The following is a 25421-nucleotide window of genomic DNA, read 5'->3' on the forward strand; positions in this document are numbered from 1 at the left end:
GAGGACCAGCACATGACTGGAGTCAAGACCTGGCGGCGGTGCGGCACGGCCGCCGCGTCCATCGGGCTGCTGTTCGCACTGTCCGACCCCGCGGCCTCGTCGGTCGGCGGCGGGAACGTGTCGATCGGCTGGTCGATCCCCGGCGCCCCCGCGGGAGGCCTGAGCAACATCACCTTCCCCATGACCGTCAACAAGGGCACGGCCCACAAGGACGGCATCTACTTCGCCCAGCAGTTCGGCTTCACGAACGCGCCGGACGTCGGATACACGGGCCTGCAGCCACGTGTGAACAGCGGAGGAAGCGAGCGTCTCTCCGCCCGCTTCTCCAACTTCGTCGCGGGCTCGACCACCACCGACCCGCTCTGCCACGAGGGAGCCGACGGCGGCCCCGGCGTCACCTGCGCGGTCGACTTCGACGCCGTGTACGGCCATCGCTACGACATCGAGGTCGAGCGGACGGGAACCGACACCTGGACCGGCACGGCCCGCGACACGGTCACCGGCAAGGAAACCCATCTCGGCCGCTACACGCTACCGACGGGCAGCGGCAACCTCCGGGGCTCCCAGGGCGGTTTCGTCGAGTACTACGCGGGGATCCCCAGCTGCGCCGAGATGCCCAGGTCCGACGTCGTCTTCGGCGGCCCCACCTCCACCGACGGGGGCGGCCTGAACGGCACGGCCAGGGCCAACTACGAGTACAGCGACTGCGTCGGCGAGTCCAACTACCAGGCCCAGAACGACGGATCGGGCACACACGTCACCCGCGGCTTCGTCTCCGGCAGGAACGCCGGCTGAGGTCCGGCCGTCACGGGCCGTCGTCCTCCTGGTAGGAGTGGCGCTGGCCCGTCCAGGGGTCGGCGATGTTGTGATAGCCGCGCTCCTCCCAGAATCCGCGTCGGTCCTGGGTCATGTACTCGATGCCGCGCAGCCACTTGGGGCCCTTGTAGCCGAAGAGGTGGGGGACCACCAGGCGCAGCGGGAAGCCGTGTTCGGCGGTGAGCGGCTCGCCGTTGTGGTGGGTGGCGAGGACGGTGGAGTCGGCGGTGAAGTCGCTCAGGCGGAGGTTGGCGCTGTAGCCGTACTCGGCCCACGCCATGACGTGGGACACGTCCACGGCGGGCGGGGCGAGGTCCAGCAGGGCGGTGGCGGGCACGCCGAAGAACTCATGGCCCAGCGTGCTGGTGCCGGTGGCGCAGTGCAGGTCCGCGACGACGGTGACCCTGGGCATGTCGGCCAGGTCGTCGAAGGCCCACGAGTGCTTCTCCCCGCTCTCGGTCGCGCCGAAGACTTGGAGGGACCAGCGTTCGGGACGGAAGCGCGGCACAGGACCGTAGTGCGAGACGGGCCATCCCTTCGCCAGCCGCTGGCCCGGCGGCAGCATGCCTTGATCCATCACACGGCCCTCAGATTCGGTATACGCAGATGCGAGGCAAGAGCCTATGTCAGGCCACAGAAGCAAGCCGTATCGATGGGTGATGTGTGCATGTGCCGTGAGGGAGTGAACCGGATCAGTTCAGCGACGGCGGGGTCCAGGCGTGGTGGCGCAGGAGCATACGTATGGCGAGTCGCGAGGGTGTGAGCCGCATCGCCGTGTTCCGCAGCGTGACAGCCAGTGGGTGGGAGAGTCGCTGGCCCATTCTTCCGGCCTGCCGGGCGGCCCGTGCGATGGCCCGGCTGCGCGGCAGGCGCTCGGCGTCGTAGCGGGCGAGCGCGGCTTCGACGGTGGAATCGGCGCCGAGGGAGGCGGCCAGGGTCACCGCGTCCTCCAGGGCCTGGCAGGCGCCCTGTCCGAGGTTGGGGGTCATCGCATGGGCCGCGTCGCCGAGCAGCGCGATCCGGCCGACCACGTAGGAGGGGAGTGGCGTGCCGAGTTCGTTCACGTCGTGATGCAGCACGGCCTGCGGCCGGGTCGCGTCGAGCAGGGCGGGGATCGGGTCGTGCCACGTGTGGAACCGTCGGCGCAGCTCGGCCAGCGGGTCGGCGAACCGCGTACCGGCGGGCAGGTTGAGGACGGCGTGCCACTCGGCCCTACCGTCCTGGAGGGCGATGTGTCCGAACTCCGCGCCGCGGCCCCAGGTCAGTTCGAAATCGGTGCGCAGGTCGACCGCGTGCTCGGTGAGGGCGCGCAGCACCGTCGAGCCGCTGTGTACCGGGCCGGGGTGGTCCGGGAAGAGCCTGCCGCGGATCTTGCTGCCGATGCCGTCGGCCGCCACCACCAGATCGGCGTCCAGGACCGTGGCGCCGCAGTCGACCTGGACGGTCCCCGGCCCGGTCCGCTCGACCGAGGTCACCTCGGCGCCGGTCACCAGTGCCGCGGCGGGCAGTGCGTCGCGGAGCAGCCGGTGCAACGTGGCGCGGGGGATGCCCATGATCGGCGTGCCCACCGCCTCTTCCAGTGCCGAGCCGTCCATCCGGGCCAGCCACCTGCCCTCGGGCGTCCGCGTGCCACCGGTGTACTGGCCGCGCGAGGCATCCCGAACCGCTTTGCCGACGCCGAGTTCGTCCAGTGCCCGCAGTCCGTTGGCGGCCAGTGAAATGCCCGCTCCCGCGTCATCGAGCGTGGACGCACGCTCAAGGACCGTCACGTCCCATCCCACGCGGCGCAGACCGATCGCGGCGGCCAGCCCGCCGATGCCCCCTCCGACCACCACTGCTGTGTTCCCCATGCCGATGCCCCCTCGTTTTCTACACCTGTAGAAAACGACCCTACCCCGCGCTTCTACGGGTGTAGAAAGGGGCTATGACCTCGGATCGGCGCACCCTTCTGGCAGACGCGGCCCTCGACGTACTCGCGGACGAAGGGATGCGCGGCCTGACCCACCGTGCCGTCGACCGGAAAGCCGCCCTGCCGCCCGGCACCACCTCGGCCTACTTCCGCACCCGTGCCGCCCTGCTGACCGGACTCGTGACGCGCCTCGTCCAACGCGACCAGACGGAACTTCGCACCATGGCCGAAGAGCTTCCACCCTTGCGTACCGCCGAGGAGTTGGTGGACGGCATGGTGGCGCTGACCCGACAGCGGCTCACCGGTGAGGGGCGCCGCCGTTCACTCGCCCGCTATGCCTGCACGATCGAAAGCGTGCGCGACGCGGAGCTGCGCGAGATCCTTGTACCCCGCGAGAACCCCGGCCGTGAGGCCGTCAGGACCTTTCTCGCCGCGCACGGCGCCACGGACGTCGAGAACCGCACCCACACCCTGCTGACCTGCATCGACGGACTGGTCTTCGACCGGCTGGTGAGCGGTGGCGAGGTGCGGCGCGAGGCCCTCGAAGGGCTGGTGGCCGCCGCACTGCGTCAGGCCCCTGGAGGATCTGCCAGCCCCGCGGCCTGATCCGCCTCGCGGATGCGATGCGTGCACAACGGGATGTTTCCGGGCGTAATAGCGTCAGAGCGCGACGGTCCGTCCCGCGCGGACCGCCCCTTACTCCGACCTTTCTCCGATCGACTCCGTGAGGCAGCACCCCATGAGCCTGAGCATCCGCAACCAGATTCCCGGCACCGTCACGTCCGTCACCACCGGCGAGGCCATGGCGACCGTCAAGGTCCGCCTCGCGGGCGGCCAGGACGTCACCGCCGCGATCACCACCGAGTCCGTCAAGGAGCTCGGCCTCGCCGAGGGCTCCGAGGTGAAGATCCTCGTGAAGTCCACGGAGGTGTCCCTCGCGACAGGGCCGGTCCAGGGCCTCTCCATCCGCAACCAGCTCGCGGGCACCGTCACCGACGTGGCCGCCGGTGGCGCCATGGCCTCCGTCAAGGTCGACGTCGAGGGCGGCGCGCTCACCGCGGCCATCACCAAGGACGCCGTCGCCGACCTGAACCTCGCGGCCGGTGCCTCGGTCGTCGCGCTCATCAAGTCGACCGAGGTCTCCCTCGCCACGGTCTGATCGCAGGCGCCCGTCGCCGTGTCATGCGGTGGCGGGCATACGTTCCTGTGCCCAGTCCTCGAAGCTGGTGAGCGGGATGCCGAGGTCCCTGGCGAACTGCGGGCGGCCCGGCTGGCCGGCCACGTTCAGCCACTCGTGCGAGGCGCCCATCTCCGGCATTCCGGCGGCGAGCGCCTGCTCCTCGGTCATGTCCGGCGCGGAAAGGCGCGTGCCCAGGGCCCGGGACAGGACCTCGGCGATCTCCGTCATCGACAGGTAGTCGCTCGCCAGCTCCAGCTCGACCCCGTGGAACCGCTCCGGCGCGGCGATGGCCGCCGCGGCCGCCCGGCCGATGTCCTCCACCGCGACCAGGGACAGCCGTGTCCCGGGGTTCAGGACGCTCACCAGGCCGCCCTCGATGCCGCGCGGGAACAGGAACGCCATGGACGGGAGGAAGTTCTCCATGAAGAAGCTCGGCTTGAGCAGGGTCCAGTGCGGGAAGCCCGCCGCGCGCACCCGGTCCTGAAGCGCGCTCTTGGTGCCCAGGGTCGGTTCCATCGAAGCCCAGCGGCCCTCGGCCCAGCCGGGACTCTCGGTGTGCTGACCGGCACCGCTGACGGACGTGTGCACGAACTGCGCCACTCCGGCGGCCTTCGCGGCCTCGATGAGGTTGACGCCCTGGGTCATCTCCCCCTCGAAATCAGGGCCTTCCGCGGTCATGAGGGGCATCTGCACGGAGAAGACGGCACGGGTACCCTCGGCGGCCCGGAGCACGGAGTCGCGGTCGTGCAGATCGCCGGTGACCAGTTCGACGCCGAGTGCCTCGACGGCCTTGGCGCGGTCGGTGCCCGGGTCGCGCACAAGGGCGCGGACGGGAACACTCGCCGCGCGCAGGGCGCGGACGGTGGCGCCGCCCTGCTTGCCGGTGGCGCCGGTGACCAGGACGTGCGCGGAATCTGCGGACATGACGCTCCCCGGGTGGTCGTCCATTAAACGGCGGGGCCCGCCGTTTATGCTCCGGTACGATATGGCGGGCCCCGCCACTTCGCAAGCACGGACCCCGCCACTCGCCATGCATCGGAGGTGACCGCCATGCCCGACCGCCAGCGCGCCGACGCCCGGCGCAACTACACGCGCATCCTCGCCGCGGCCGAGGAGGAGGTCGCCGCCCACGGCGCCGACGCCTCCCTGGAACAGATCGCCCGCACCACGGGGATGGGCTCGGCGACCGTACGCAGACACTTCCCCACCCGCCAGGCGTTGTTGGAGGCGGTCTCCCGGAAACGGATCGAGGCCCTGTGCGTCCGCGCCCACGACCTGACCGGCAAGGGCGACAGCCGGGACGCGCTCCTGGAGTGGCTGAGTGACGTCGTCGGCTACTGCGTCTCGGCCCGGGGCCTTGCGGCCGCGCTGGCGTACGACGGCGCTGGTGCTGACCACGTGCACGAGAACGCCTGCTCGACGGCGTTGGAAGAAGCCGCGGGCCCGTTGCTCCAACGCGCCGCGCAGGACGGCGCGGTGGCGACGGGCGTCACCGTCGGGGACCTCATCACGCTGATCGTCGGCATCGTCCTGGCCACGGAGCGGCACCCCGACCCCGCGGCCCGAGCGGACCGACTGTTCCGGCTGGCCGTGGCGGGACTGAGCCCGCTGGGCTGAGCCGCTCCGGCTCAGCCCAGCGCGTCCATCAGGGACGTGACGTACGCGTCCAGCCGCTCCTCCACGGTCCGCGTCGTCAGCTCCGGCCTCCCCGCCTTCCGCCATGCCCGCGCCACCGGCCGCACGTCTTCCGAGAACGCGAGCCCGTCCCGCACCAGCCAGTACAGCCGCTCGCTCGGGGCCGCGGCCAACACCCCGCCCGCAGCCTCGTACGCCTCGGCGAACCGCAGACCCCATGCCGGGCCGTGCAGCGCCGCGAGAATGGTGGAGCAGTGCGCCACATCGAGATCCGCCGGGCCCCAGCAGGATCCCGGCCAGTCGATGACGCCGGTGATGCGCGCATCCGCAGTCCTTGAGGGCGGTGCGTCGAACAGTACGTTGCCGGGTTGGAAGTCGCGGTGCAGGAAGCGCCCCTCATAGGGCGGCGGGGGCTTGCGGATCACGTTGATCGCCGCGGTCCATGCCGCCGCGTCGGCGCCCTTGGGCGGCACGACCGTGTCGGCGGTCGTCAACGCCTCGTACTCCTTGGGCTGTTCGGCGGGGCGCACCGCATGGATCGCCACGAGCTGACTCGCCAGCACGGGGACGCGCGCCTCCAGCCCTTCGTCGTCGAGGATCGTCCGGCCCGCGACGTGGGTCATCAGGAGCGCCGGATACTCGCAGTGCTCGGCGGTCGGATCGACCGCGACCAGCGAAGGAGTCGGTACGCCGGTCTCCGCGAGCAGGGTCAGGGTGCGGGCCTCCCTGGTCAGCAAGGACTCGGCCGCCGCCACGAAGAACGGGTCGACGAAGGTCCGCAGGACCAGCTCACGGGCGCCGCCGTCTCGCGAACCGATGGTCAGCCGCCGTATCTCAGCGGTGATGCCGCCGTGCAGTGCCTCGGTTGCGACGATCCGTTCACCGCTCTCCAGGTGCCGTTCGGCCCAGGCCAGCGCCAACGGCCGGACGGCCGCCGCCTCGTCGTGGTCGGTCACCGTGCCTCCTCGCCCCTTTGGCCACGGCAGAGCGTACAGCTCACGCCTTCCGGGATACCGTGGCCGGACCATCAACGTTCAAGGGGCGCATGTGAGCGAGCCGATCCGGTGGGGCAGCAAGGACCCCGGTCCCTTCTTCCACGGCACGAAGGCCGAGATCGCCGTCGGGGCCCTGTTGGAGCCGGGATACGGCTCCAACTACGGCAAGGGCAGCACGGCGAACTTCGTCTACCTGACGGCCACGTTGGACGCCGCCGTCTGGGGAGCCGAACTGGCGGCCGGCGAGGGGCGCGAGCGGATCTACCTCGTCGAGCCCACCGGCTCCTTCGAGGACGACCCGAACCTGACGGACAAGAAGTTCCCCGGCAACCCGACCCGGTCCTACCGCACGCGCCAGGTACTGCGCGTCCTGGCGGAAGTCCGGGACTGGCAAGGACACCCGCCCGAGGTCCTCCAGCACATGCGGGACCACCTCGAAGCACTCAAGGCCCAGGGCATCGAGGCCATCAACGACTGATCCTTGCGGCCTCGCGGCCGGTGGCAGGGGAGCTGAGCCGCTGCCCGCCGCGGGCGCCGCCGAGGACGGCGCCCGCAGTGGCAACTCACCAGGTCTTGCCTGCCTGTTCCCTGATCGTGCGGTTGATCCGGTTGAAGAAGTTGGTCGTCGCGATCTCCAGGATGATCGCCGAGAGCTGTGCCTCGTCGAAGTGGTCGGCCGCGGCGTCCCAGATCTCGTCGGTCACCCCCACCGCGCCGTCCTGGATCCGGGTGGCGGCCTCGGTCAGCTCCAGCGCGGCCCGTTCCTCAGCGGAGTAGAAGGGCGTCTCGCGCCACGCGACCACGTTGTGCAGCCGCTCGTCCGTCTCACCGGCCTTCTTCGCCGCGTCGATCGAGGCGAAGACGCACGGGCTGCAGCCGTTGATCTGGCTGGCCCGCAGGTGGACCAGCGACAGCAGGCGGTGGTCGACGCCCCCGGCGGCTATCGCCTTGTAGATGTGCTGGATCGCGGTACCCAGATCCGGGTTCATCGCGGCCTTCATACGTGCTTCCATCGGCTTCGCTCCTACGTCGGTTACCTGTGCCCGTTCGGGCTCGTCATCCACATGACGGAGCGATGCCGAGGAAGGTAACACCATGTACGAGACCAGCCGGACGAACCCGATGGCCGAGGAGTTCGAAGCCCAGCGCGGCCGACTGCACGCGGTCGCCCACCGCGTGCTCGGATCCCACGCCGATGCCGAGGACGCGGTCCAGGAGGCCTGGCTGCGCCTCTCCCGCCAGGACGCGGCGACCATCGACAACCTCGCGGGCTGGCTGACCACGGTGGTCGGCCGGATCAGCCTCGACGTCCTGCGATCGCGCCAGGCCCGCCCCGAGACGCCCTACGACCACCGGCTGCCCGAGCTCGTCGTGACGCTCGACGACGGTGCGGCTCCCGAGGACGACGCGGTGCTCGCCGACGCCGTGGGGCTGGCGCTCCTGGTCGTCCTCGACTCGCTCGGACCGAACGAGCGGCTGGCGTTCGTCCTGCACGACCTGTTCGCGGTCCCGTTCGACGAGATCGGCAGGATCCTCGACAAGTCCACCGCTGCCGCCAAGATGCTGGCCAGCCGCGCCCGGAGGAAGGTGCGGGCGACCGAGCGGCCGACAGGCGCCGGACGGGAGCAGCGCAAGGTGGTGCAGGCATTCCTCGCGGCGGCTCGCAGCGGTGACTTCCAGGAATTGCTGCGAGTGCTCGACCCCGACGTACGCATGACCATCGACACCCCCGCGGGAGTGGTCGTCACCCTCGGAGCCACCAAGATCGCCGCCGGTGCGCAGTTGGCCGCCGGTGCGGCCACACTGGGGCACGCGGCGTTCGTCAACGGCCTGCCAGGAGTCATTTCCTGGCACGAGGACGGCACCCCGGTCTCCGTCCTCGCGTTCACCGTCACCGACGGCCGGATCACCGGCATCACGGCCGTGGTCGATCCGGCCAAGCTCGCGCTGATGGACCTTCCGGCTCCGGCGTGAGACGCGGGGAACGCGGTCATGGCGGCTGCCGTCAGCGGCGATGGCGTCTGCGCAGGGGCTTTGACTACGCGGGCGCCTTGACCGGAGCAGTCGTGCCCGCCTCCTTGACGAGGCGGTCACCCGTCGTCAGCGATTCCCACAGGTCCTTGTCGATACGGGCCTTCTTGGACGTACCGTCCTCAAGGCGGACCTCGACGTAGTGGTAGAGGTTGGATCCGTCAGGCATCGAGCGGGTCTTGTCGACGACGACGCCGTTCCAGACATCTTCTGCTCGTACTTTGCGAGAGGTGAACATTTCGCCAGGGTATCGGCCCACGCCGAGGGGCGCTGGAAACGGCATCGTCCTAGCGTGGAGCCCATGGCACTGGACTGGAACGCACTCCTCGTCGACCAGCTCGACTGGCACTGGCAGCACCAGCTGCGCGCGCGCCTGGACGGCCTCACCGACGACGAATACTTCTGGGAGCCCGTACCGGAATGCTGGACCGTGCGCCCGAGCGGCACCGGCACGGCCCCGGTACAGGCCGGGTCCGGAGACTTCACGATCGACTGGGCCTATCCGGAACCGGTGCCCGCGCCGGTCACGACGATCGCCTGGCGCCTCGGGCACATCCTCGTCGGCGTCCTGGGCGCGCGCAGCGCCGCACACTTCGGCGGGCCGCCTGCGGATTACCTGACGTACGCGTACCCAGGAACCGGCGCGGCGGCGCTGGACCGGCTCGACGAGGCGTACGCACGATGGATCGCCGGGGTGCGGGGACTCGGCGAGGACGGCTTGGCGCGGCCGTGCGGCGAGGCCGAGGGGGCGTTCGCGAAGGAGCCGATGGCGACGCTCGTGCTGCACATCCACCGCGAGATGATCCACCACGGAGCGGAGATCTCCCTGCTCAGGGACCTGTACGCACACCGGACAAGCCGGGGCTCGGCCACTGCCTGACGCGCCGGTTCGTCGCGGTCGTCAGTACGTCGCCGGTCGTGCCGCCCGTGGGCGGCGGAAGTGACCGGAACTGAGCGGAAGTGAACAAGGCGCGTCGGAGGTCGACTGTGTGGCCGTTCTGGCGCTCGGCGGCGCGGAATCGGGGATTATGGCGCCAGACCCGCATTCCCTCAGGCGGACCGTTCCGTGGCCGGTTCGGGGCGAGGGACGGAGGAGGGGTGCGCGATGGCGCAGTGGGGGAGAGGGACGAGCAACTCGCGCGAGCGTTCGTGGAGTTGGCCGACACCCTGGTGGAAGGCTTCTACCTGGTCGACTTCCTGCACGTGTTGACCGACCACATGATCGCTCTGTTGGACGTGACGGCGATCGGGGTGGTCATGGTCGATGCGCAGGGGCGGCTGGTGGACGTCACCGCATCGACTCATACCGCCCACCAACTGGAGGAAGCGCAAGTCGAGTTCGACGAGGGCCCCTGCAGGGACTGCTGCCTTCAGGGGGAACAGGTCGGCCCGGTGGGCCTGACCCTGCCCGCGGCCGCCGAGCGCTGGCCACGCTTCACTCAAACTGCCCGCGCGGCCGGATTCGCCACCGTGGCCGCCGTCCCGCTGCGCCTGCGCGACGAGGTCATCGGCGCGGTGAACATCTTCCACTCGGACCCGGTCGGCATTCACCCGGCGAGCCTGCGTCTGGCCCAGGCCCTGGCGGATGCCGCGACCATCGGCATCCTGCACCAACGCATCTCCCAGAACCAGGCCGAGCGGGTCAGCCAACTGCAGACCGCGCTCAACAGCCGGATCACCATCGAGCAGGCCAAGGGCGTCGTCGGGGCCCTCCTGCACGTCACCCCCGATGCCGCCTTCGGGTATCTGCGCGCCCACGCCCGCAGCAACCAGACGTCACTGACCAAGGTGTGCCAACTCGTCGTCGAAGGGCAGCTGTCCGTCGAGACGTTCGCCGTGCCTCAGGACCGGAAGCGGCACCTGTGATGCTCTTGCCGTATCGCCCTGCGGCCGGTGCCAGCAGCGCCTCACCGGGCCAGTCAGTCAAGGAGTTGCGCGGTGCCCGCAGACACCCCCGGCATTCCCGGTCTCCTGTCCGCCGCTGCCCAGGCAGGGCACGGCCTGCCCGCGCTCTCACCCAGTGCCTGCGCGGCCGCGCTCGGCCTTGACGGGCTCACCCTCTGCGTCCTTGATCGCTCAGGCCTCGAACTCGTGTGGTACGACCCGGCCGACATCGTGGGGATCGCCTTCGAAGACCTCCAGTTCACCCTCGGCGAAGGCCCCACCCTGGACGTCGCCCGCACCGGCGAACCCGTACTCGTGCCCGACCTGCAGGCCCTGCCCGGACACCGGTGGCCCGCCCTGCTGGCCGCCCTCCACCGGAAGCTCCCGCGCGTCGCGTACTCCGTCCCCCTCAGCCTGGGCGCCATCCGCCTCGGCGTCCTCAACGGCCACCGCAGCACACCCGGCCTGCCCACCCGCTCTCAACTCGGCCAACTCTTCGCCCTCGCCGAAGGCGTCACCGCCATCCTTACGACGCCCGACGGCATCCACGACATGGGCACCAACAACCCGATCCCGCTGCACCGAGCCGTTATCCACCAGGCGACCGGCGCCCTGACGGTCCTCCTGGACATCCCCATCGACCAAGCCCTCGCCCGCCTGCGCGCCTACGCCTTCACCCACAACCTCGCACTCCTGGACGTCGCCCACGCCGTTGTCCATCACCAGGACACCCTGGACAAACCGCCCGGCTAGCTTTTGCGGGCACCTCGGGTAGTACCAGTGAGTTACCCCCCCCGTACCACGCTGGGTGGAACCACCGTCTCGCTACATCCAGGGGGCTAGCGGCAGATCAACCACTGGTCGGATGCGCGCAGTTGACCAGGTCGCCTATCGTTTCCACTCCGCTGGAGCGCAACGCGAAGACAGCGCGACGCGGAGACGGGGGATAGGCATGCGGCACGGCATTGCGCGGCACACGCTCGAGGGTGTGGGCGACGCGCGGGTTTCGACACACCCGTTCACCACCGCGGACGGGCTCGCCCTGAACCTGACCCGCTTTCAGCGGGGCGAGGGCGAGAGCGACGACGTCGTACTCCTGATGCACGGCCTGACCGCATCGAGCGACCTGTTCATCATGCCCGAGCACTACAACATGGCGACCTACCTCCTGGACCACGGCTTCCCCGACGTGTGGACGGTCGACCTGCGCATCAGCAGCAGGTATCCGTACAACACCGAACCCGGGGACTCCTCGATCGACGACGTCGTCCACTACGACCACCCCGCCATGCTGGCCGAACTGCGTCGGCACGTCGGGCAGCGGCGGCGCATCCACGTCGTCGCCCACTGCCTGGGCTCCACATCGTTCTCGATGAGTCTGGCCGCGGGGACGGTCACGGGCATCACCAGCATGGTCGCGCAGAGCGTGGGCCTGGTGGTCAAGGTGCCCGGCTGGTCCCGGTGGAAGATCGAACTCGCTCCGACGCTGCTCGAACACGTGCTGGGGCTCTCGGCGATCGATCCCAGGATGGGGAACTCGCCGCGTTTGACGCGGTCCTGGGCGCTGTCGAAGCTGGTGTCGCTCGCGCACCCGGAGTGCGACAACTCCGCGTGTCACCTCGTGAGCCTGATGTGGGGGGCCGGTTGGCCCGCCCTCTACAGCCACGCCAACCTGGAGCCGGAGACCCACGACCGGATCGGCGATCTGCTGGGCCCCACCGGCCTGCACTACTACCGGCACATCCGCAAGATGGTGCGGGCGGGACACGCGGTCAAGTACGACCCCGACGACCGCCGCCACGCGGCGCTGCCCGATGACTACCTCGCGAACGCCGCCGACATCAACACCTCGATCCTCTTCATGACGGGCCAGGACAACCACGTCTTCGGCGACTCCAACGTGACCGGTCATCAGACGCTCACTCAACTCGCGCCGGGGCGGCACGAGTTGGCGGTGCTGCCCGGCTACGGATACCTCGACCCGATCATCGGCAAGAGGGCACACCTGGACGTCTTCCCGGTGATCCTGGACTTCCTCCAGCGGCAGGCGGTCTGACATGGCCAGGGACAGGACCGCGACCGAGCACGTGGACGTCCTGGTCGTCGGCTCGGGGTTCGGCGGCTCGGTCGCCGCCGACCGGCTGGCGCGGGCAGGGCTCGGCGTGGTGGTGATGGAACGCGGCCGGGACTACCCTCCGGGCAGCTTCGCCCGCACACCCGCCCAGGCGGCACGCGCGTTCTGGGCGCCCGAGACCGGATCGTACGGCCTGTTCGACGTGCGGAGCTTCCGCCACTTCGACTCGGTCGTCGCCAGCGGCCTCGGCGGCGGTTCACTCATCTACGCCAACGTGCTGCTGCGCAAGGACGAGCACTGGTTCGTCGACCGGCAGCAACTGCCGGGCGGCGGCTACGAATCCTGGCCCGTGACCCGCGCCGACCTCGACCCCCACTACGACGCGGTCGAGCGGGTGCTGACCCCCACGCCCTACCCGCTGGAGCACCCCGGATACGACGACGTCCCCAAGGCCCGCGCGATGCGCACCGCGGCCGACCGGCTCGGCCTGGAGCACTTCCTGCCCCCGCTCGCCGTCAGCTTCGCGCCCGAGCCAGGCGCCCGGCCCGGCATCGGCCTGCCGGTCATCGAACCGGACCACGGAAACCTGCACGGGGTCACCCGCCGGACGTGCCGACTGTGCGGGGAGTGCAACATCGGCTGCAACGAGGGAGCCAAGAACAGCCTCGACTTCACCTACCTCTCGACCGCGCGACAGCACGGCGCAGACCTGCGCACGGGGCACGAGGTGCGCGCCATCCGCCCCGCCGGGCGCGGCGGATACGAAGTCGACTACGTACGGCACGGTCCCGACCGGGACGGTCACGTACGGCGCGGTCCCGACTCGGACTCGGGCGGTTCGCCCGCCGACCGCGTCCCGGTCCGCACCCTCCACTGCGATCGCCTGGTCCTCGCCGCCGGAACCTACGGCACCTCCGGCCTCCTGCTGCGCAGCCACCGACAACTCCCGGGCATCGGAGCGGCGCTCGGAACGCGCTTCTCCGGCAACGGCGACATCCTGTCGTTCGCCGTCCGCACCAAGGACGGGCACGGCGCCCGCCCCTCCAGCGTGGACCCGAGCCGCGGCCCGGTCATCACCAGCACCATCCGGCTGCCCGACGACGACCTCGACGGTCAGGACCACTCCGGCTTCGCGCCGGCGGGACGGGGCGCCTACATCCAGGACGGGGGCTACCCTTCCTTCGTCGGCTGGCTGGTCGAAGCGGCCGGGCTGCCACGGGACGCGGGGCGGGCGGGACGCTTCCTGCTCCGACAACTCGCCGCACACACCGTCGGCGACCCGGACGCCACAGCGGCCTCGCTGGCCGGTCTCCTCGACGACGGCGCCCTGTCGGACAGCTCCCTGCCGCTGCTCGGCATGGGCCGGGACACGCCGGACGGGGTACTGGTCCTGCGGCGCGGCACCCTGGACGCCGAGTGGTCCACCGCCGGCAGTGCCCAGCACTACGCACGGCTGCGTGCCGCCCTGCGTGCCGTGTCCGAGGCTCTGGGCGGACGTTACGCGGACAGCCCGCACTGGCTGCTCAAGCGGATCATCACCGTCCACCCCTGCGGCGGCGCTCCCATGGGCAGGAACCAAGTGGAGGGCGTCTGCGACGAGTTCGGAGAGGTCTACGGGCATCCGGGCCTGTACGTCATGGACGCCGCGGCGTTACCGGGCCCCGTCGGGACCAACCCCGCCCTGACCGTGGCAGCACTGGCCGACCGGGCGTGCACCCGGCTGCTGGAGAAGCGTGATTCCGGCGCCTATCAAACTTCCGGTGCTGAGCAAGTTTCAGACGTAGAGGAAGCTTCCGACGTACCCGCCCCGCCCGGCGTCCCCGCACGAGTCTCGGACACCTACACCCCGCACAGCTCGGTGCAGTTCACCGAGACGATGACCGGCTACTGCGCGATGGGGGTGAGCGATCCGCGCACCGCCCGGCGCTCCCCGGCACGCGAGCCGCTCCGCGCCCGGCTCACCCTCACCATCGACGACATCGACGCGTTCCTGGCACGGCCCGAACATCCCGCCCGCGCCGACGGCTGGATCGAGGCGCGCGGCCTGGGCGGACGGCGTCCGGTGACCGGCGGCGAGGTCCACGTCTTCGGCGCGGGCCGGACACCGGACCATCGTGAGCTGCGCTACCGGCTGTTCCTCACCGACGACACGGGGGCGGCCCGCACCCTGATCGGCGTCAAGGACCTCGCTCCCGCAGGACTCGACAGACTGTGGCCCGCGACCACCACGCTTCCCTACGTCCTTCTGGAAGGGCACTTGCCGCAAGGGCGCCTGACCGGGGACGAGGACCGCACAGAAGGCATGGCGGACATCGTCGCCGCCGGAACCCTGCGCATCTCGCCGCCCGCGTTCCTGCGCCAGCTCACCACTTTCCGTACGACGGGACCGCGAGCCGCGGCGACACTGGCCCGCTTCCACGCCTTCTTCCTGGACGAGCTGCGCCGGCTCTACGGGCCGACCAGGCTGCTGGGCCGAGGGTGAGTCACGCTCACGCTGAGCCTGGGCGCTCTACCCACGGTCCGCTCCCGGACGTCCGGCCCGTGGCGGCGGGGTGATGCGGTACCCGGCGCCCGGCACGGTGGTGATGATCGAGGGCTCGCCGAGCCGTTTGCGCAGGGCCGAGACGGTGATGCGTACGGCGTTGGTGAACGGGTCGGCGTTCTCGTCCCACGCGCGCTCCAGGAGTTCCTCGGCGCTGACGACACCGCCCTCGGCCGCCGCGAGGACTTCGAGCACGGCGAACTGCTTCCTGGTGAGCGCGATGTAGCGGTCGCCCCGGTAGACCTCCCTGCGGAACGGATCCACCCGCAGCCCCGCGATCTCTCGAACGGGGGTCTGCTGTGGGCGCGTCTGCGATCGAGCGCTCTGAGCCTGAGCACGAGCTCGCGCAGGTCGAACGGCTTGGTGAGGTAGTCGTCGGCGCCGAGCTCGAATCCGGAGGCCTTGTCGTCGAGGCGGTCGGCCGCGGTCAGCATGAGGATCGGCATGCCGCTGCCGGAGGCGACGATGTGCGCGGCGATCTCGTCGCCGGACGGCCCGGGGACGTCGCGGTCCAGGACGGCGATGTCGTAGACGTTGACGCCCAGCAGCTCCAGGGCGGTGTCCCCGTCGGCCGCGATGTCGGCCGCGATCGCTTCCAGACGCAGGCCGTCGCGAACGGCTTCTGCCAGATAGGGCTCGTCCTCGACGATCAGCACACGCATGCTCTCGATGCTACGAGCGGTTGCATATCGTCGGCGTATCGAAAACCGCATACGCGCTGACAACACGGCGCTGCCTTGACTGGCGGCATGAATCGAACCTCACCGTCAGCGAGCACCACGACCAGCGGGATCCGGTGGCTCGTGGTGCTCGGCCTGGCAGCCGCCTTGGCCGTGCTCGCCGGGGCCATCGGACTGCAGTTGTCGAAGTCCTCGTCCACCTCCGCGGCCGCCCCGCCCTCCTCGGCCCGATCGCCCGGAGCGTCCGCACCGGCCGGGGCACGGGATCCGTCCCGTGGAGCGGTCGGCGAGGCCGACGGTGTCGTGCCCGACGGCGTGACGGTCTTCGACGACACGGTTCCGGCGGTGTCCCGCCTCGATCCGGATCTGCTCCGGGCCCTGCGCCAGGCCGCGGAAGCCGCCGCGGACGACGGAGCCGAATTCCACGTCAACAGCGGCTGGCGTTCCCCTAAGTACCAGGAACAGCTCTTCCGGCAGGCGGTCGCCAAGTACGGCTCCGAGGACGAGGCCGCCCGGTGGGTGGCCACCACGGCGACGTCGCCCCACGTCTCGGGGGACGCGGCCGACATCGGGGAGTCCGATGCGGCGGCATGGCTGTCCGAACACGGTGCCGTGTACGGGCTGTGCCAGATCTACAAGAACGAACCCTGGCATTACGAACTGCGCACCGGCGCGGCCGATCACGGCTGCCCGCGCATGTATGCCGACCCCACCCAGGATCCGAGGATGCAGAAGTGACCGGCAGCGAACGAGGACAGATGGCTTTTCCGGCGGAGGCAGTGATCCCGGCGGACTCCGCGGGTTCCGCGAGTGCCGCGGACGCGGCGGCGGAATCCGGGTGGGATGGCGTACGCCGCCGTGACACCAGCACCGGGACCGGCGCCAGCACCGGCTCCCGGCCCGGACCCTGGAAGCGCGGCCTGGTGCTCGCGGCGCTGGCGCTGCTGTTGGGCCTGTTCATGCTGGCGCACGCGTCGATCACGGGCCGCGGAGGCTTGGGCAGTTTGGTGGAGACGTTCCTGCCGTGGTCAGCCCTGTGCGTTCCGGTGCTCCTTGCCGGGGCGCTGTGGCGGCGTTCCGCCTCCGCGACGATCGCGCTCCTGCTGCCGGTCACGGTGTGGCTGAACCTCTTCGGCGGGCTGCTCGTCGACAAGTCCCAGCCGGGCGGCGACCTGACCGTGGTCAGCCACAACGTCGACGCCGACAATCCCGACCCGACCGGCACCGCCCGCGACCTGGCCGCCTCCACGGCGGACGTGCTGGCCCTGGAGGAGATCACCCCGCAGGCGACGCCGCTGTACGAGAAGGCCCTGACGAAGACGTATCCGCACCACGTGGTGCGGGGCACGGTCGGGCTGTGGAGCAAGTTGCCGCTGTCGGACACGAAGCCGGTCGACATCAAGCAGGACGTCGGCCCGATGGGAGACGCCAAGTCGGCCGAGGCCAAACTGCCCGACAACCGGGCGCTGCGCACGACGGTGGCCACGGACCGAGGCCCGCTGGCGGTGTATGTGGCCCATCTGGGTTCCGTACGCGTGGTTCCCAGCGAGGGATTCCGGACGGGTACCCGGGACCGCCACGCGGAGGCGCTCGCGGAGGCCGTCGCCGCCGAGCCGAACGAGCGGGTGGTGGTGCTCGGCGACCTGAACGGCACCATGAACGACCGCGCGTTCGCCAGCCTCACCGCACACCTGGACTCGGCCCAGGAGTCGGCAGGGGACGGCTTCGGCTTCACCTGGCCCGCGAACTTCCCGGTGGCACGGATCGACCAGATCCTGGTCCGCGGTGTGGAACCGGCGAGCTCGTGGGTTCTGCCCGCCACCGGCAGCGACCATCTGCCGGTGGCGGCCACGATCAAGTGGTGACGCCCTGTTCCAGAGCCATCTCCCGCGCCACCCGGGGCGCCGTCCACAGCGTCGGCAGCATGATGAAGCCCACCGGCACCGCCGTGACCACGATGAACGACTGCAGCGCCGTGATGCCGCCGTCGCCGACCAGGATCAGCACCGCGGCCGCCGTGCCCATCAGCAGGGCCCAGAACGCCCGTACCGCGCGCGTCGGTTCACCGGACGTCGTACCCGCCGCGGCGATGCTGTACGACATCGAGTCGGTGGTCGTCACCACGAACGTGATCGTCAGCAGGAGCAGCGCGACCGCGACCACCGCGCCCATCGGGAGCCGCTGCGCCATGGAGATGACCGCGGCGTCCATGCCGACCGACTTCAGCGGGCCCGAGATCGAGCCGGGGTCGCGCTGTTCCAGGAAGATGCCGGTGCCGCCGAACACCGTGAACCAGAACATGGTGGCCAGCGGCGGGATGATCGCGGTGGAGACCACGAGGTCGCGCAGCGTGCGGCCCTTGGAGATGCGGGCCACGAAGATGGACATCAGCGGCCCGTAGCCGAGGAACCAGCCGAAGAAGAAGACCGTCCAGGAGCCGAGCCACGCGTGATCGCCCCGGTTGAGGGCCAGCGGCACGAAGTCCCGCGCGTACTGCCCGAAGCCGCCCAGGAACGAGTCGAGCACGAAGCCGAGGGAGCCGAGGACCAGGAAGACGACCATCAGGGCGACCGCGAGCCAGATGTTGGCCTTGCTGAAGAACTGGATGCCGCGGTCGACGCCGCTGGCGACGGAGAGGACGGCGACGACGGTCAGCAGGACGATGACGCCGAGCTGCACGGGGTAGCCGCCGGAGATGCCGAACACCTCGGAGAGCCCGTAGGAGACCTGGAGGCCGAGGAAGCCGATCGGGCCGACGGTTCCGGCCACCACGGCGATGACACAGACGATGTCGACGGCGGCCCCCAGCCGGGAGTGCCGGATGCGCTCGCCGAGGAACGGGTACAGCAGCGTCCGCGGGCGCAGCGGCATACCGCGCTCCTGGCCCCGGATCATCACGATCGACGCGAGCGTGCCGAGGACGGCCCAGGCGAGGAAGCCCCAGTGCGCGAAACTCTGGGAGAGCGCCGCGTCGGCCGCCTCCTGGGTGCCGCTCTTGGCGCCGTCGTAGAAGGGGGGCGTGTCGACGTAGTGCTGTACGGGCTCGCCCGCCGCGAAGAAGACGCCGCCGCCCGCGAGGAGCGTCGACATGATCATCGCGATCCACTGGAACCTGCCGTACTCCGGGCGCGCCCCGGCGCCCCCGAGCCGCACCCTCCCGTACCGCGAGAAGCCCAGCCACAGCGCGACGCCGAACGTCGCGAGCAGCAGCACCTGCCACAGTGGGCCGAACCACCGCGCGACGAACGTGAAGGCGACGTTGACGGCGTCACCCGTGGCCGTGGGCGCGATCAGCGCGGCCAGGACGAACGCGGTGAGGAGCCCGCCGCTGACGGCGAGCACCGGTATGTCGGTGCGCCCGCGCCCGCGGCCTCCGGGAGCCGCGACGGGCGCCGGATGGCCGCCTTCGTCGTCGTCCGCGGTGGGCTCGCCGTCGGTGGGCACGACGGTACGGGCAGGGGAAGTCGGCATGAGATTCCTTGCTGAGGGGGTTCGCGCATGAGGGCCGGGGCGCGGCACGTGGTGCACGCGCGCACGGGAGGCAGGACCGATCTATGCGCAGGTCAGCAGGGAAGGTTGCTATCCGAAGACCGTTTTCGTCAAATTCCGGACAACACCCCGTGGCGCGTCGAGCGCGTCCTACCGATTCGCCGAGAACTCCTCGAACGTACGCGGCGTACGCCCGGTCAGCTCACGCACCGCGGTCGTCACCTCGGACATCGTGCCCGCTGCCATCTCCGCGTAGAGCCGTAGAAGGTCAGCCACGAACCATCCGGGCAATCTCCTCGTGCGTCGGCGCCTCCGGCCCGGTGAGCGCGTAGGTCTCGCCTCCTCGGGGCGGGCCTGTCAGGAGGGCCGCGGCACGGGCGGCGATGTCGTAGGCGTCGATGTACGCCACGCGTCCCGCGCCGTAGGGGCCTTCCAGAGCGCCGCCGTGGGTGAAGCCGCCCTCGCCGGTGAAGAAGTTCTGCATGTAGCCGGTGGCTGAAGTGACGTCCACGCGAGGCCGGATGCCTTGAGGTGCTGCTCGATCTCCCAGTGCGCGCGTACGGACAGCTTCGTGTCCGGGCCGGGCTGCCACGCCGACATCTTCACCACCCACGAGACCCCGGCGGTGCGTGCGTCCCGCACCAGCGCCCGGAAGGGCACGTCCGCTTCCGCGAGCGCCCGCACGAGGTGCCTGCCAATGGTGCCGGTCGCAGCCGTCACGAGAATCATCGTGTCCCTACCTTCCGAGAGCTGCCATGAGTCCTGGCCACCTTGACGGAGGCGGCCTCCGTTTGCCTCAAAGGTCAACTACGGGAAGGCTGTTGGGCGAAGAAGTCATGCCGCCGCCGACGGCGAGGAAACCGCGATCGGGCGACGCCCCCGCACTCGTAGGATGCGTGGATGCCGAAGCCGATACGGATGAGCCGCCGCACATGGATCGCCACGTGGGCGGTGCTGTGTGCTGCCGGCCTCGCCGCCACAGTCCAACTGAACGCCTCTTCGGAGCCGGACCCGGAGCCCGAGAAGCCCCTCAGCGCCGAGTGCGCCAAGTACATCGCGGACATCGAGGCGCGGATGGCCAAGGCGAAGAAGGAAGGCGAGGGGGACGGGGTGCTGGCCTTCTCCCGAATCCGGACCGGCTCCGAGAACGACTGCGGCGACGAGCTCCGCGACCACTTCGGTGGCGGTGGGTGAGCCGCGGGGACGCTCAAGATGCCGCGGGCAGTTCCACGGTGACGCGGAGCCCACCGGCGGGCCGGGGAGCGAGCGTGAGGGTTCCCTCGTGTGCCTCGGCGATGGTCTTGACGATGGCCAGGCCCAGGCCGACGCCCGCCTGGTGGGTGTGGATGCGCTCCGTGCCGCGCTGGAAGGGTTCGGTGAGGGTCGCGACGAGCTGGGGGGTGAGCTGCTCGCCGGTGTTCTCGACGGTGAGCACCACGGTCTTGGGGCGGGCGCCGGTGTGGACCCAGACGGTGCCCCGTTCCGGCGCGTTGTGGACGATCGCGTTGTGCACGAGGTTCGTGGTGAGCTGCAGCAGGAGCGCGGGCGAACCGTTCGTGGAGACGATGTCGCCGCTGGTCTTGAGGGTGACGCCGTGCCGTTCCGCGAACGGGTAGAGAGTCTCGGCCACTTCCTCCGCGACGAGGGACAGGTCGACCAGCTCCCGGGTGAAGGACCGCTGGTTGGCGCGGCTGAGCAGGAGCAGCGCCTCGGTGAGGTCGATCGCCCGGGTGTTGACGGTGCGCAGGCGGTCGATGAGTTCGCCGGTGTCGTGGTCCGGGTCCGTGTGGGCCACGTCGAGCAGGGTCTTCGAGATCGCGAGCGGGGTACGCAGCTCGTGCGAGGCGTTGGCGGCGAACCTCTGCTGCTCCGCGACGTGCGCTTCGAGCTGCGCGAGCATCGTGTCGAAGGCGTCGGCGAGCTCGCGGAACTCGTCCCTGCGGCCCGGCAGCCGGATCCGGTGGGACAGCGATCCGGCCGCGGCCGTGCGGGTGGCGTGCGCGATGCGGTCCAGGGGCGCGAGCATGCGCCCGGCGAGGATCCACCCTCCCAGGAGGCCGAACACCAGCAGGAACACCATGACCCCGGCTGCCGTCGGAGCGAAATTGCGTACGAAGAGGGTGCCCGGAGTCACCCGCACCGCCCCCGATTCATTGGTCTGCAGCCACCCCTGCCGCAGGAGGAACACCCCACGGCAACGAGCAGCAAAGCGCCCGCGACCATGAGGAATCCGGCGTAGCTGAGGGTGAGTTTGAGACGGACGCTCAAGCCGGGCTGTCTGTCCACGGTCATCACCCTACGGTCCGGTGACGGGTGCGGTGGCGTTGCGGCGGCCGACGCCTCGCCCTGTGGTGCTGGTCCAGGCGCATGGATGAAGTCTGCCGGTCGGCACGTATCGTCCGCGTATCGAAAATCGCACGTCTAGAGCAGGGACCGTGTCGGCGAAGCCCGGTCCTGCTCCTTGGGCTGGTCCCGCACGAGACGGCGCGGGAAGCGCGGCTCGACGACGGGCCGCAGGACGCGGCGTACGGGCGCGGACGAGAACAGCACGCTCAGGGCGACACCCAGCAGCGGCGTGACGACGACGGCCCAGGCCCCGAGCCGCGCGAGCTGGTCGCCCGCGCCGTACGCCTGGCCGATCTGCACCAGCAGGCCGTGCGTCAGGAAGGGGAACATGGTCGCCGCGCCGAGCGCGGTGAAGGGCGTACGCCGCGTGGGCACCAGCGCGAAGAAGGCGGCGACCAACACGGCCGAGGCGCCGAAGAGGAGCATCCGGGTGACCAGGTAGTCCGGCCACGCGCTGTGCAGGTCGTCGTTGCTGTACTGCATGTGCAGCCAGCGGACGTCATACGAGGGGGCCATGACGTACGCGGATGCGAGGGCGATCAGCAGGATCACCACGGCGGCCGCGCGGCAGAGGGGGGTGCGCAGGCGGTGGAAGTGCTCCGGGCGAAGCCTGAGCCCGAGGACGAACCAGGGCAGGAACATCAGGACCCGGGGCAGCGCCAGTTCGTAGTCCATGCCGGTCAGACCTGCGCCGAGGGAGATCGCCACGGCGGCGGGCACGGCGAAGCGAATCGCCTGCCACACCGGAGTGGTGAGGCGCCACAGGAAGAGGGCCACCAGGAACCAGAGGAGGTACGTGGGCTCGGTCGGCGTGAGCTCGAAGGGTGAGCCCCAGATCACCGTGTAGAGGGCCCGGTAGGCGACGGTGAAGAAGAGATAAGGGACGAGTACGCGGGCGAGCAGCGCTCTGACCTGGTCGGGGCGCCCGGTGAATCCGCGGGAGAAGTATCCGCACAACAGAATGAACGCGGGCATGTGGAACAGATAAACGACGACGTACGCGCCGCGGACCGTGTCCAGTTCGGCGGGGAGCAGCGAGCCCCAGATGTGGCCGATGACGACCAGGGTCACGAGCAGGTACTTCGCATTGTCGAAGAACGGGTCACGGGTCCGCTCCGGCGCCGGTGAGGCGCGGGCGGAGGGCCGGTTGTGGGGGTTGACCGGGGCGAACAGCATCACGGGCACAGCTTCCTGACATCGCGGTGTTTGATGGCCTTGTTCTCTGCGAACGATGCCATCACACCTTGGTCAGGTGTCCAAGGAGGTTGCCCTTCGGAGCCGAGGCGGCGCCGTCAGCCCCTTGCGGCCGGCCTCAGGCGGCGAGGGCCTTGTGCAGGGCGTCGAGGCCGTCGGCGTATATCCCGGCGAAGAGAGCGACGGCCTCCTCCTCGGTGACGCCGTCGGGGTTGAAGCGGCCGGACCACTGCACCTCGGCGACGTCGGCGCGGCCGGGAACCGCGTGGACCCGGAGGGTGGAGACGTAGCCGTCGACGGGGAACGGGGCCTGGAGGATGGCGTAGCTGTAGTGGCGCTCGGCCTCGTTGAAGTCGACGAGGCGCTCGATGATGACGTCGCCGTCGGGATTGGTCAGGCGGCGGACGCGCCCGCCTTCGAGGGCGGTGCTCTCGGGGATGTAGGGGAGCCAGTCGGGGAGGGCGTCGAAGCCGCCGATGAGACTCCACACCTTGTCGGGCGAGGCGGGGACGGTACGGGAGACGGACGTGGAAGCCATGATGATTCCTTGTTGCTGCGTGGGGGGTGTCGGCGGAGGTCAGGCGTTGTCGGGGAGCGGGGCCGCCGGGCTGACCAGGCCCGCGGCGCGTACGTCGGTCCAGAACGAGGCCGGGACGGTCTCGTTCAGGGCCGCGGTGTCCTCGGCGATACGGCTGGGCCGGGTGGCGCCGGGGACGACGGCGGCGGACGCGGGGTGGGCGAGGGAGAACTGCAGGGCGGCGGCCTTGATGCCGATGCCGTGCTTCTCGGTGAGAGCCTTCAGCTTGCCGACGCGCTCGATGATCTCGGCGGGGGCCTGCTGGTACTCGAAGTGGGCGCCACCGGCGAGGATGCCGGAGCTGTAGGGGCCGCCGACGACCATGTCGACGCCCTGCTCCTGGGCCATGGGCAGCAGGCGCGTGAGCGCGTGCTCGTGGTCGAGGAGGGTGTAGCGGCCGGCGAGGAGGAAGCCGTCGGGCTTCGGCTCGTCGAGGGCGAGGGTCAGCTCGATGGGCTCGGTCTTGTTGACGCCGAGGCCCCAGGCCTTGATGACGCCTTCGTCGCGCAGCCGGGACAGGACGCGGAAGGCGCCGGTGCGGGCCTCCTCGAACTTGTCGAGCCACGCGTCGCCGTGGAAGTCCTGGGCGATGTCGTGGACCCAGACGACGTCCAGCCGGTCGGTGCCCAGGCGCTTGAGGCTGCCCTCGATGGAACGCTCGGTCGCCTCGGCGGTCCACTCGTGGAGGATCTTGTTCGGATTGCCGTGCTCGAACAGGCCGCCCTTCTCGCCGAAGTCCGGGACGTCCGTCTCGTGCTCGTCGAGGATGACGCGGCCGACCTTGGTGGACAGGACGTACGCATCACGCGGCTTGGCCGAAAGCACCTGGCCGAGCCGCTCCTCGGCGAGTCCCGCGCCGTAGAAGGGAGCGGTGTCGAAGTAGCGGATGCCGTGGTCCCAGGCGGCCTCGACGGTGGCGAGGGCCTCGTCGTCGGGGATGGCGCGGAACATGTTGCCGAGCGGGGCGGTGCCGAAGCCGAGGCGGCCGGGAAGGATGTTCTTGAGGGACATGAGCAGTGCCTTTACGCGATGTGGGGGTGCGGGGCGAAGCGGCCCCGTATGAGCGTCGTGTCTGGATGCAGGCGCTCCTTACACGTGAAGACAATACTTGCGTGCGCGGGTTATTGCAAGAGCGGACTATGTGCGCTCGCTCTGTAATGTGTCACGTGGTCGGGCTTGAAGCTGCCGCAGCGGCAGCCTCTACCGTCCTGAACAGGGCGGGAAATCCCGGCCCGGGAGGCGCGAGTGAGGGAGGCGGCGATGGCCTGGCCGATCGCGGAGGTCGCCCGGATGTCGGGTGTGACGGCCCGGACGCTACGGCACTACGACGAGATCGACCTGCTGCCACCGGCCTGGATCGGGTCCAACGGCCACCGTTACTACGAGGAGCGTCAGCTGCTGCGCCTGCAGCAGGTCCTCGTGCTGCGGGCGCTGGGCCTGGGACTGCCGGAGATCGGCCGCATCCTGGCCGCGCAGGTCGACGAGCTGGAGGCCCTGCGGGGCCATCGGCGTCGGCTGCTCGCCGAGCGCGACCGGCTGGATGCCCTGGCCGGCACCGTCGCCCGCACGATCGCCGAACTGGAGCAGCACAGGAAGGACGGCACAGACATGATCAGCATCAGCCGACCGGAGAACCTGTTCGAGGGCATCCGGTCTGCCCACTGCATGAAGGCCCTGCACGGCTGCCCGGAGCTGGTCGGGGCCGTCGAGCGGCACGCCGCGGCGATGAGCGAGGCCGAGAGCGAGGCCGACGAGCGCGAGCGCACGGCGCAGATGATCCGGCTGGCGGAGCTCTTGGCCGCGGGCCTGCCCGCCGACGCCGATGAGGTGCAGGCCGAGATCGACACCCAGTACCGGACCCTGGCCCGGATCAGGGCAGCCACCGCTGAGGAGTACCGCGCGATCGGGCGCACCTGCGTGGAGAACGAGCACTGGCGCGCGGCGTACGAGGGGATCGCGCCGGGCCTGGCCGCGTACCAGCGGGCCGCCATCGAGGCGTACGCCGCGACTCGGCTGCGCTGAGCCGGGACCGGGCCGCCGCCACGGGGGTGCGGTGGTGCGCATGGGTA

Annotated in this window: 28 protein-coding genes and 3 pseudogenes; 15 read left to right on the forward strand and 16 right to left on the reverse strand. The window is 70.3% G+C overall.

Annotated features, from left to right (window positions below; all coding sequences use genetic code 11):
- The first annotated feature begins 12 nt into the window (after positions 1-12).
- Positions 13-795 (forward strand): hypothetical protein, encoded by a 783-nt coding sequence (locus CP970_RS42230; protein WP_055545518.1) that lies wholly within the window; start codon positions 13-15, stop codon positions 793-795.
- Between the two features lie 10 nt (positions 796-805).
- Here CP970_RS42230 and CP970_RS42235 read toward each other — a convergent pair whose 3' ends face one another.
- Together CP970_RS42235 and CP970_RS42240 are read right to left on the reverse strand one after the other, a co-directional pair.
- Positions 806-1393, reverse strand: a complete 588-nt coding sequence (locus tag CP970_RS42235; protein ID WP_150494654.1) for a molybdopterin-dependent oxidoreductase — start codon at positions 1391-1393, stop codon at positions 806-808.
- 115 nt (positions 1394-1508) lie between these two features.
- Complete coding sequence (locus tag CP970_RS42240; RefSeq protein WP_055545517.1) at positions 1509-2666, reverse strand: FAD-dependent monooxygenase; 1158 nt, start codon at positions 2664-2666, stop codon at positions 1509-1511.
- Between the two features lie 74 nt (positions 2667-2740).
- Between CP970_RS42240 and CP970_RS42245 the strand changes: the two genes are divergently transcribed.
- Together CP970_RS42245 and CP970_RS42250 are read left to right on the forward strand one after the other, a co-directional pair.
- Positions 2741-3331 carry a TetR/AcrR family transcriptional regulator gene (locus CP970_RS42245; protein WP_055545515.1) on the forward strand — a complete coding sequence of 197 codons (591 nt, stop codon included), beginning with the start codon at positions 2741-2743 and terminating at the stop codon, positions 3329-3331.
- 133 nt (positions 3332-3464) lie between these two features.
- The gene (locus tag CP970_RS42250; RefSeq protein WP_055545512.1) at positions 3465-3884 is read left to right on the forward strand and encodes a TOBE domain-containing protein; all 420 of its coding nucleotides are present in this window, start codon (positions 3465-3467) and stop codon (positions 3882-3884) included.
- A gap of 21 nt (positions 3885-3905) precedes the next feature.
- Here the strand turns inward: CP970_RS42250 and CP970_RS42255 are convergent, their stop codons facing one another.
- A complete protein-coding gene (locus CP970_RS42255) occupies positions 3906-4829 on the reverse strand; it encodes an NmrA family NAD(P)-binding protein (RefSeq protein WP_055545551.1) in 924 nt (307 codons plus the stop codon).
- 126 nt (positions 4830-4955) lie between these two features.
- Between CP970_RS42255 and CP970_RS42260 the strand changes: the two genes are divergently transcribed.
- Entirely contained in the window at positions 4956-5522 is a 567-nt protein-coding gene (locus CP970_RS42260; RefSeq protein WP_055545549.1) for a TetR/AcrR family transcriptional regulator, read from the forward strand.
- Between the two features lie 11 nt (positions 5523-5533).
- Here CP970_RS42260 and CP970_RS42265 read toward each other — a convergent pair whose 3' ends face one another.
- The gene (locus tag CP970_RS42265) at positions 5534-6496 is read right to left on the reverse strand and encodes a phosphotransferase family protein (RefSeq protein WP_055545510.1); all 963 of its coding nucleotides are present in this window, start codon (positions 6494-6496) and stop codon (positions 5534-5536) included.
- A gap of 103 nt (positions 6497-6599) precedes the next feature.
- Here CP970_RS42265 and arr point away from each other — a divergent pair, with 103 nt between their 5' ends.
- A complete protein-coding gene (gene arr / locus CP970_RS42270) occupies positions 6600-7013 on the forward strand; it encodes an NAD(+)--rifampin ADP-ribosyltransferase (RefSeq protein ID WP_055545547.1) in 414 nt (137 codons plus the stop codon).
- Between the two features lie 85 nt (positions 7014-7098).
- Here the strand turns inward: arr and CP970_RS42275 are convergent, their stop codons facing one another.
- Positions 7099-7548 (reverse strand): carboxymuconolactone decarboxylase family protein, encoded by a 450-nt coding sequence (locus CP970_RS42275; protein WP_055545508.1) that lies wholly within the window; start codon positions 7546-7548, stop codon positions 7099-7101.
- An 82-nt stretch (positions 7549-7630) separates the two neighbouring features.
- Here CP970_RS42275 and CP970_RS42280 point away from each other — a divergent pair, with 82 nt between their 5' ends.
- Positions 7631-8509 (forward strand): sigma-70 family RNA polymerase sigma factor, encoded by an 879-nt coding sequence (locus CP970_RS42280; RefSeq protein ID WP_055545507.1) that lies wholly within the window; start codon positions 7631-7633, stop codon positions 8507-8509.
- Positions 8510-8573: 64 nt separating this feature from the next.
- Here the strand turns inward: CP970_RS42280 and CP970_RS42285 are convergent, their stop codons facing one another.
- On the reverse strand, positions 8574-8804 hold the full coding sequence (locus CP970_RS42285) for a DUF7489 domain-containing protein (protein ID WP_055545504.1): 231 nt from the start codon (positions 8802-8804) through the stop codon (positions 8574-8576).
- A 63-nt stretch (positions 8805-8867) separates the two neighbouring features.
- On the opposite strand from CP970_RS42285, the gene CP970_RS42290 reads away from it, so the two are divergent.
- The 5 genes from CP970_RS42290 to CP970_RS42310 all read left to right on the forward strand — a co-directional run bounded on the left by CP970_RS42290 (position 8868) and on the right by CP970_RS42310 (position 15006).
- On the forward strand, positions 8868-9446 hold the full coding sequence (locus CP970_RS42290) for a DinB family protein (protein WP_206188633.1): 579 nt from the start codon (positions 8868-8870) through the stop codon (positions 9444-9446).
- A gap of 218 nt (positions 9447-9664) precedes the next feature.
- Positions 9665-10432: a GAF and ANTAR domain-containing protein gene (locus CP970_RS42295; protein ID WP_055545502.1), complete on the forward strand. Its 768-nt coding sequence runs from the start codon at positions 9665-9667 to the stop codon at positions 10430-10432.
- 72 nt (positions 10433-10504) lie between these two features.
- A complete protein-coding gene (locus CP970_RS42300; protein ID WP_055545500.1) occupies positions 10505-11203 on the forward strand; it encodes a GAF and ANTAR domain-containing protein in 699 nt (232 codons plus the stop codon).
- Between the two features lie 199 nt (positions 11204-11402).
- Positions 11403-12506 carry an alpha/beta hydrolase gene (locus CP970_RS42305; RefSeq protein ID WP_055545498.1) on the forward strand — a complete coding sequence of 368 codons (1104 nt, stop codon included), beginning with the start codon at positions 11403-11405 and terminating at the stop codon, positions 12504-12506.
- A gap of 1 nt (position 12507) precedes the next feature.
- A complete protein-coding gene (locus CP970_RS42310; protein WP_055545496.1) occupies positions 12508-15006 on the forward strand; it encodes a GMC oxidoreductase in 2499 nt (832 codons plus the stop codon).
- 27 nt (positions 15007-15033) lie between these two features.
- On the opposite strand, the pseudogene CP970_RS42315 reads toward CP970_RS42310, so the two are convergent.
- Positions 15034-15728 (reverse strand): annotated as a pseudogene (locus CP970_RS42315) (response regulator transcription factor).
- A gap of 87 nt (positions 15729-15815) precedes the next feature.
- Between CP970_RS42315 and CP970_RS42320 the strand changes: the two are divergent.
- Together CP970_RS42320 and CP970_RS42325 are read left to right on the forward strand one after the other, a co-directional pair.
- Positions 15816-16484, forward strand: coding sequence for a M15 family metallopeptidase (locus CP970_RS42320; RefSeq protein WP_191095021.1), 669 nt, complete (start codon positions 15816-15818; stop codon positions 16482-16484).
- A gap of 20 nt (positions 16485-16504) precedes the next feature.
- The gene (locus tag CP970_RS42325) at positions 16505-17611 is read left to right on the forward strand and encodes an endonuclease/exonuclease/phosphatase family protein (RefSeq protein ID WP_079043352.1); all 1107 of its coding nucleotides are present in this window, start codon (positions 16505-16507) and stop codon (positions 17609-17611) included.
- On the opposite strand, the gene CP970_RS42330 is transcribed toward CP970_RS42325, so the two are convergent.
- The 4 genes and pseudogenes from CP970_RS42330 to CP970_RS45345 all read right to left on the reverse strand — a co-directional run.
- On the reverse strand, positions 17601-19217 hold the full coding sequence (locus tag CP970_RS42330; protein WP_224059031.1) for a BCCT family transporter: 1617 nt from the start codon (positions 19215-19217) through the stop codon (positions 17601-17603). The two genes, CP970_RS42325 and CP970_RS42330, sit on opposite strands and share 11 nt — an antisense overlap.
- A gap of 168 nt (positions 19218-19385) precedes the next feature.
- Positions 19386-19511: a hypothetical protein gene (locus CP970_RS45630; RefSeq protein WP_263406809.1), complete on the reverse strand. Its 126-nt coding sequence runs from the start codon at positions 19509-19511 to the stop codon at positions 19386-19388.
- The gene (locus CP970_RS45340) at positions 19504-19746 is read right to left on the reverse strand and encodes a Rossmann-fold NAD(P)-binding domain-containing protein (RefSeq protein ID WP_224059412.1); all 243 of its coding nucleotides are present in this window, start codon (positions 19744-19746) and stop codon (positions 19504-19506) included. Before CP970_RS45340 ends, CP970_RS45630 begins: the two co-directional genes overlap by 8 nt.
- Positions 19747-19874: 128 nt before the next feature.
- Positions 19875-19964, reverse strand: a pseudogene (locus CP970_RS45345) (SDR family NAD(P)-dependent oxidoreductase); the annotation flags it as partial.
- 171 nt (positions 19965-20135) lie between these two features.
- Between CP970_RS45345 and CP970_RS42340 the strand changes: the two are divergent.
- Complete coding sequence (locus tag CP970_RS42340) at positions 20136-20429, forward strand: hypothetical protein (RefSeq protein WP_055545490.1); 294 nt, start codon at positions 20136-20138, stop codon at positions 20427-20429.
- Between the two features lie 13 nt (positions 20430-20442).
- Here CP970_RS42340 and CP970_RS42345 read toward each other — a convergent pair whose 3' ends face one another.
- The 5 genes and pseudogenes from CP970_RS42345 to CP970_RS42360 form a co-directional block, all read right to left on the reverse strand.
- Entirely contained in the window at positions 20443-21315 is an 873-nt protein-coding gene (locus CP970_RS42345; protein WP_398657040.1) for a sensor histidine kinase, read from the reverse strand.
- Positions 21316-21408: 93 nt separating this feature from the next.
- Positions 21409-21527 (reverse strand): annotated as a pseudogene (locus tag CP970_RS46100) (sensor histidine kinase); the annotation flags it as partial.
- Positions 21528-21656: 129 nt separating this feature from the next.
- Complete coding sequence (locus tag CP970_RS42350; RefSeq protein WP_055545488.1) at positions 21657-22757, reverse strand: acyltransferase family protein; 1101 nt, start codon at positions 22755-22757, stop codon at positions 21657-21659.
- Between the two features lie 136 nt (positions 22758-22893).
- On the reverse strand, positions 22894-23313 hold the full coding sequence (locus CP970_RS42355; RefSeq protein WP_055545486.1) for an SRPBCC family protein: 420 nt from the start codon (positions 23311-23313) through the stop codon (positions 22894-22896).
- 39 nt (positions 23314-23352) lie between these two features.
- The gene (locus CP970_RS42360) at positions 23353-24363 is read right to left on the reverse strand and encodes an aldo/keto reductase (RefSeq protein WP_055545484.1); all 1011 of its coding nucleotides are present in this window, start codon (positions 24361-24363) and stop codon (positions 23353-23355) included.
- Between the two features lie 249 nt (positions 24364-24612).
- On the opposite strand from CP970_RS42360, the gene CP970_RS42365 reads away from it, so the two are divergent.
- Positions 24613-25374, forward strand: coding sequence for a MerR family transcriptional regulator (locus tag CP970_RS42365; protein WP_055545482.1), 762 nt, complete (start codon positions 24613-24615; stop codon positions 25372-25374).
- Positions 25375-25421: the final 47 nt, after the last annotated feature.

The sequence above is a fragment of the Streptomyces kanamyceticus genome (genome assembly GCF_008704495.1).
Taxonomy (GTDB): domain Bacteria; phylum Actinomycetota; class Actinomycetes; order Streptomycetales; family Streptomycetaceae; genus Streptomyces; species Streptomyces kanamyceticus.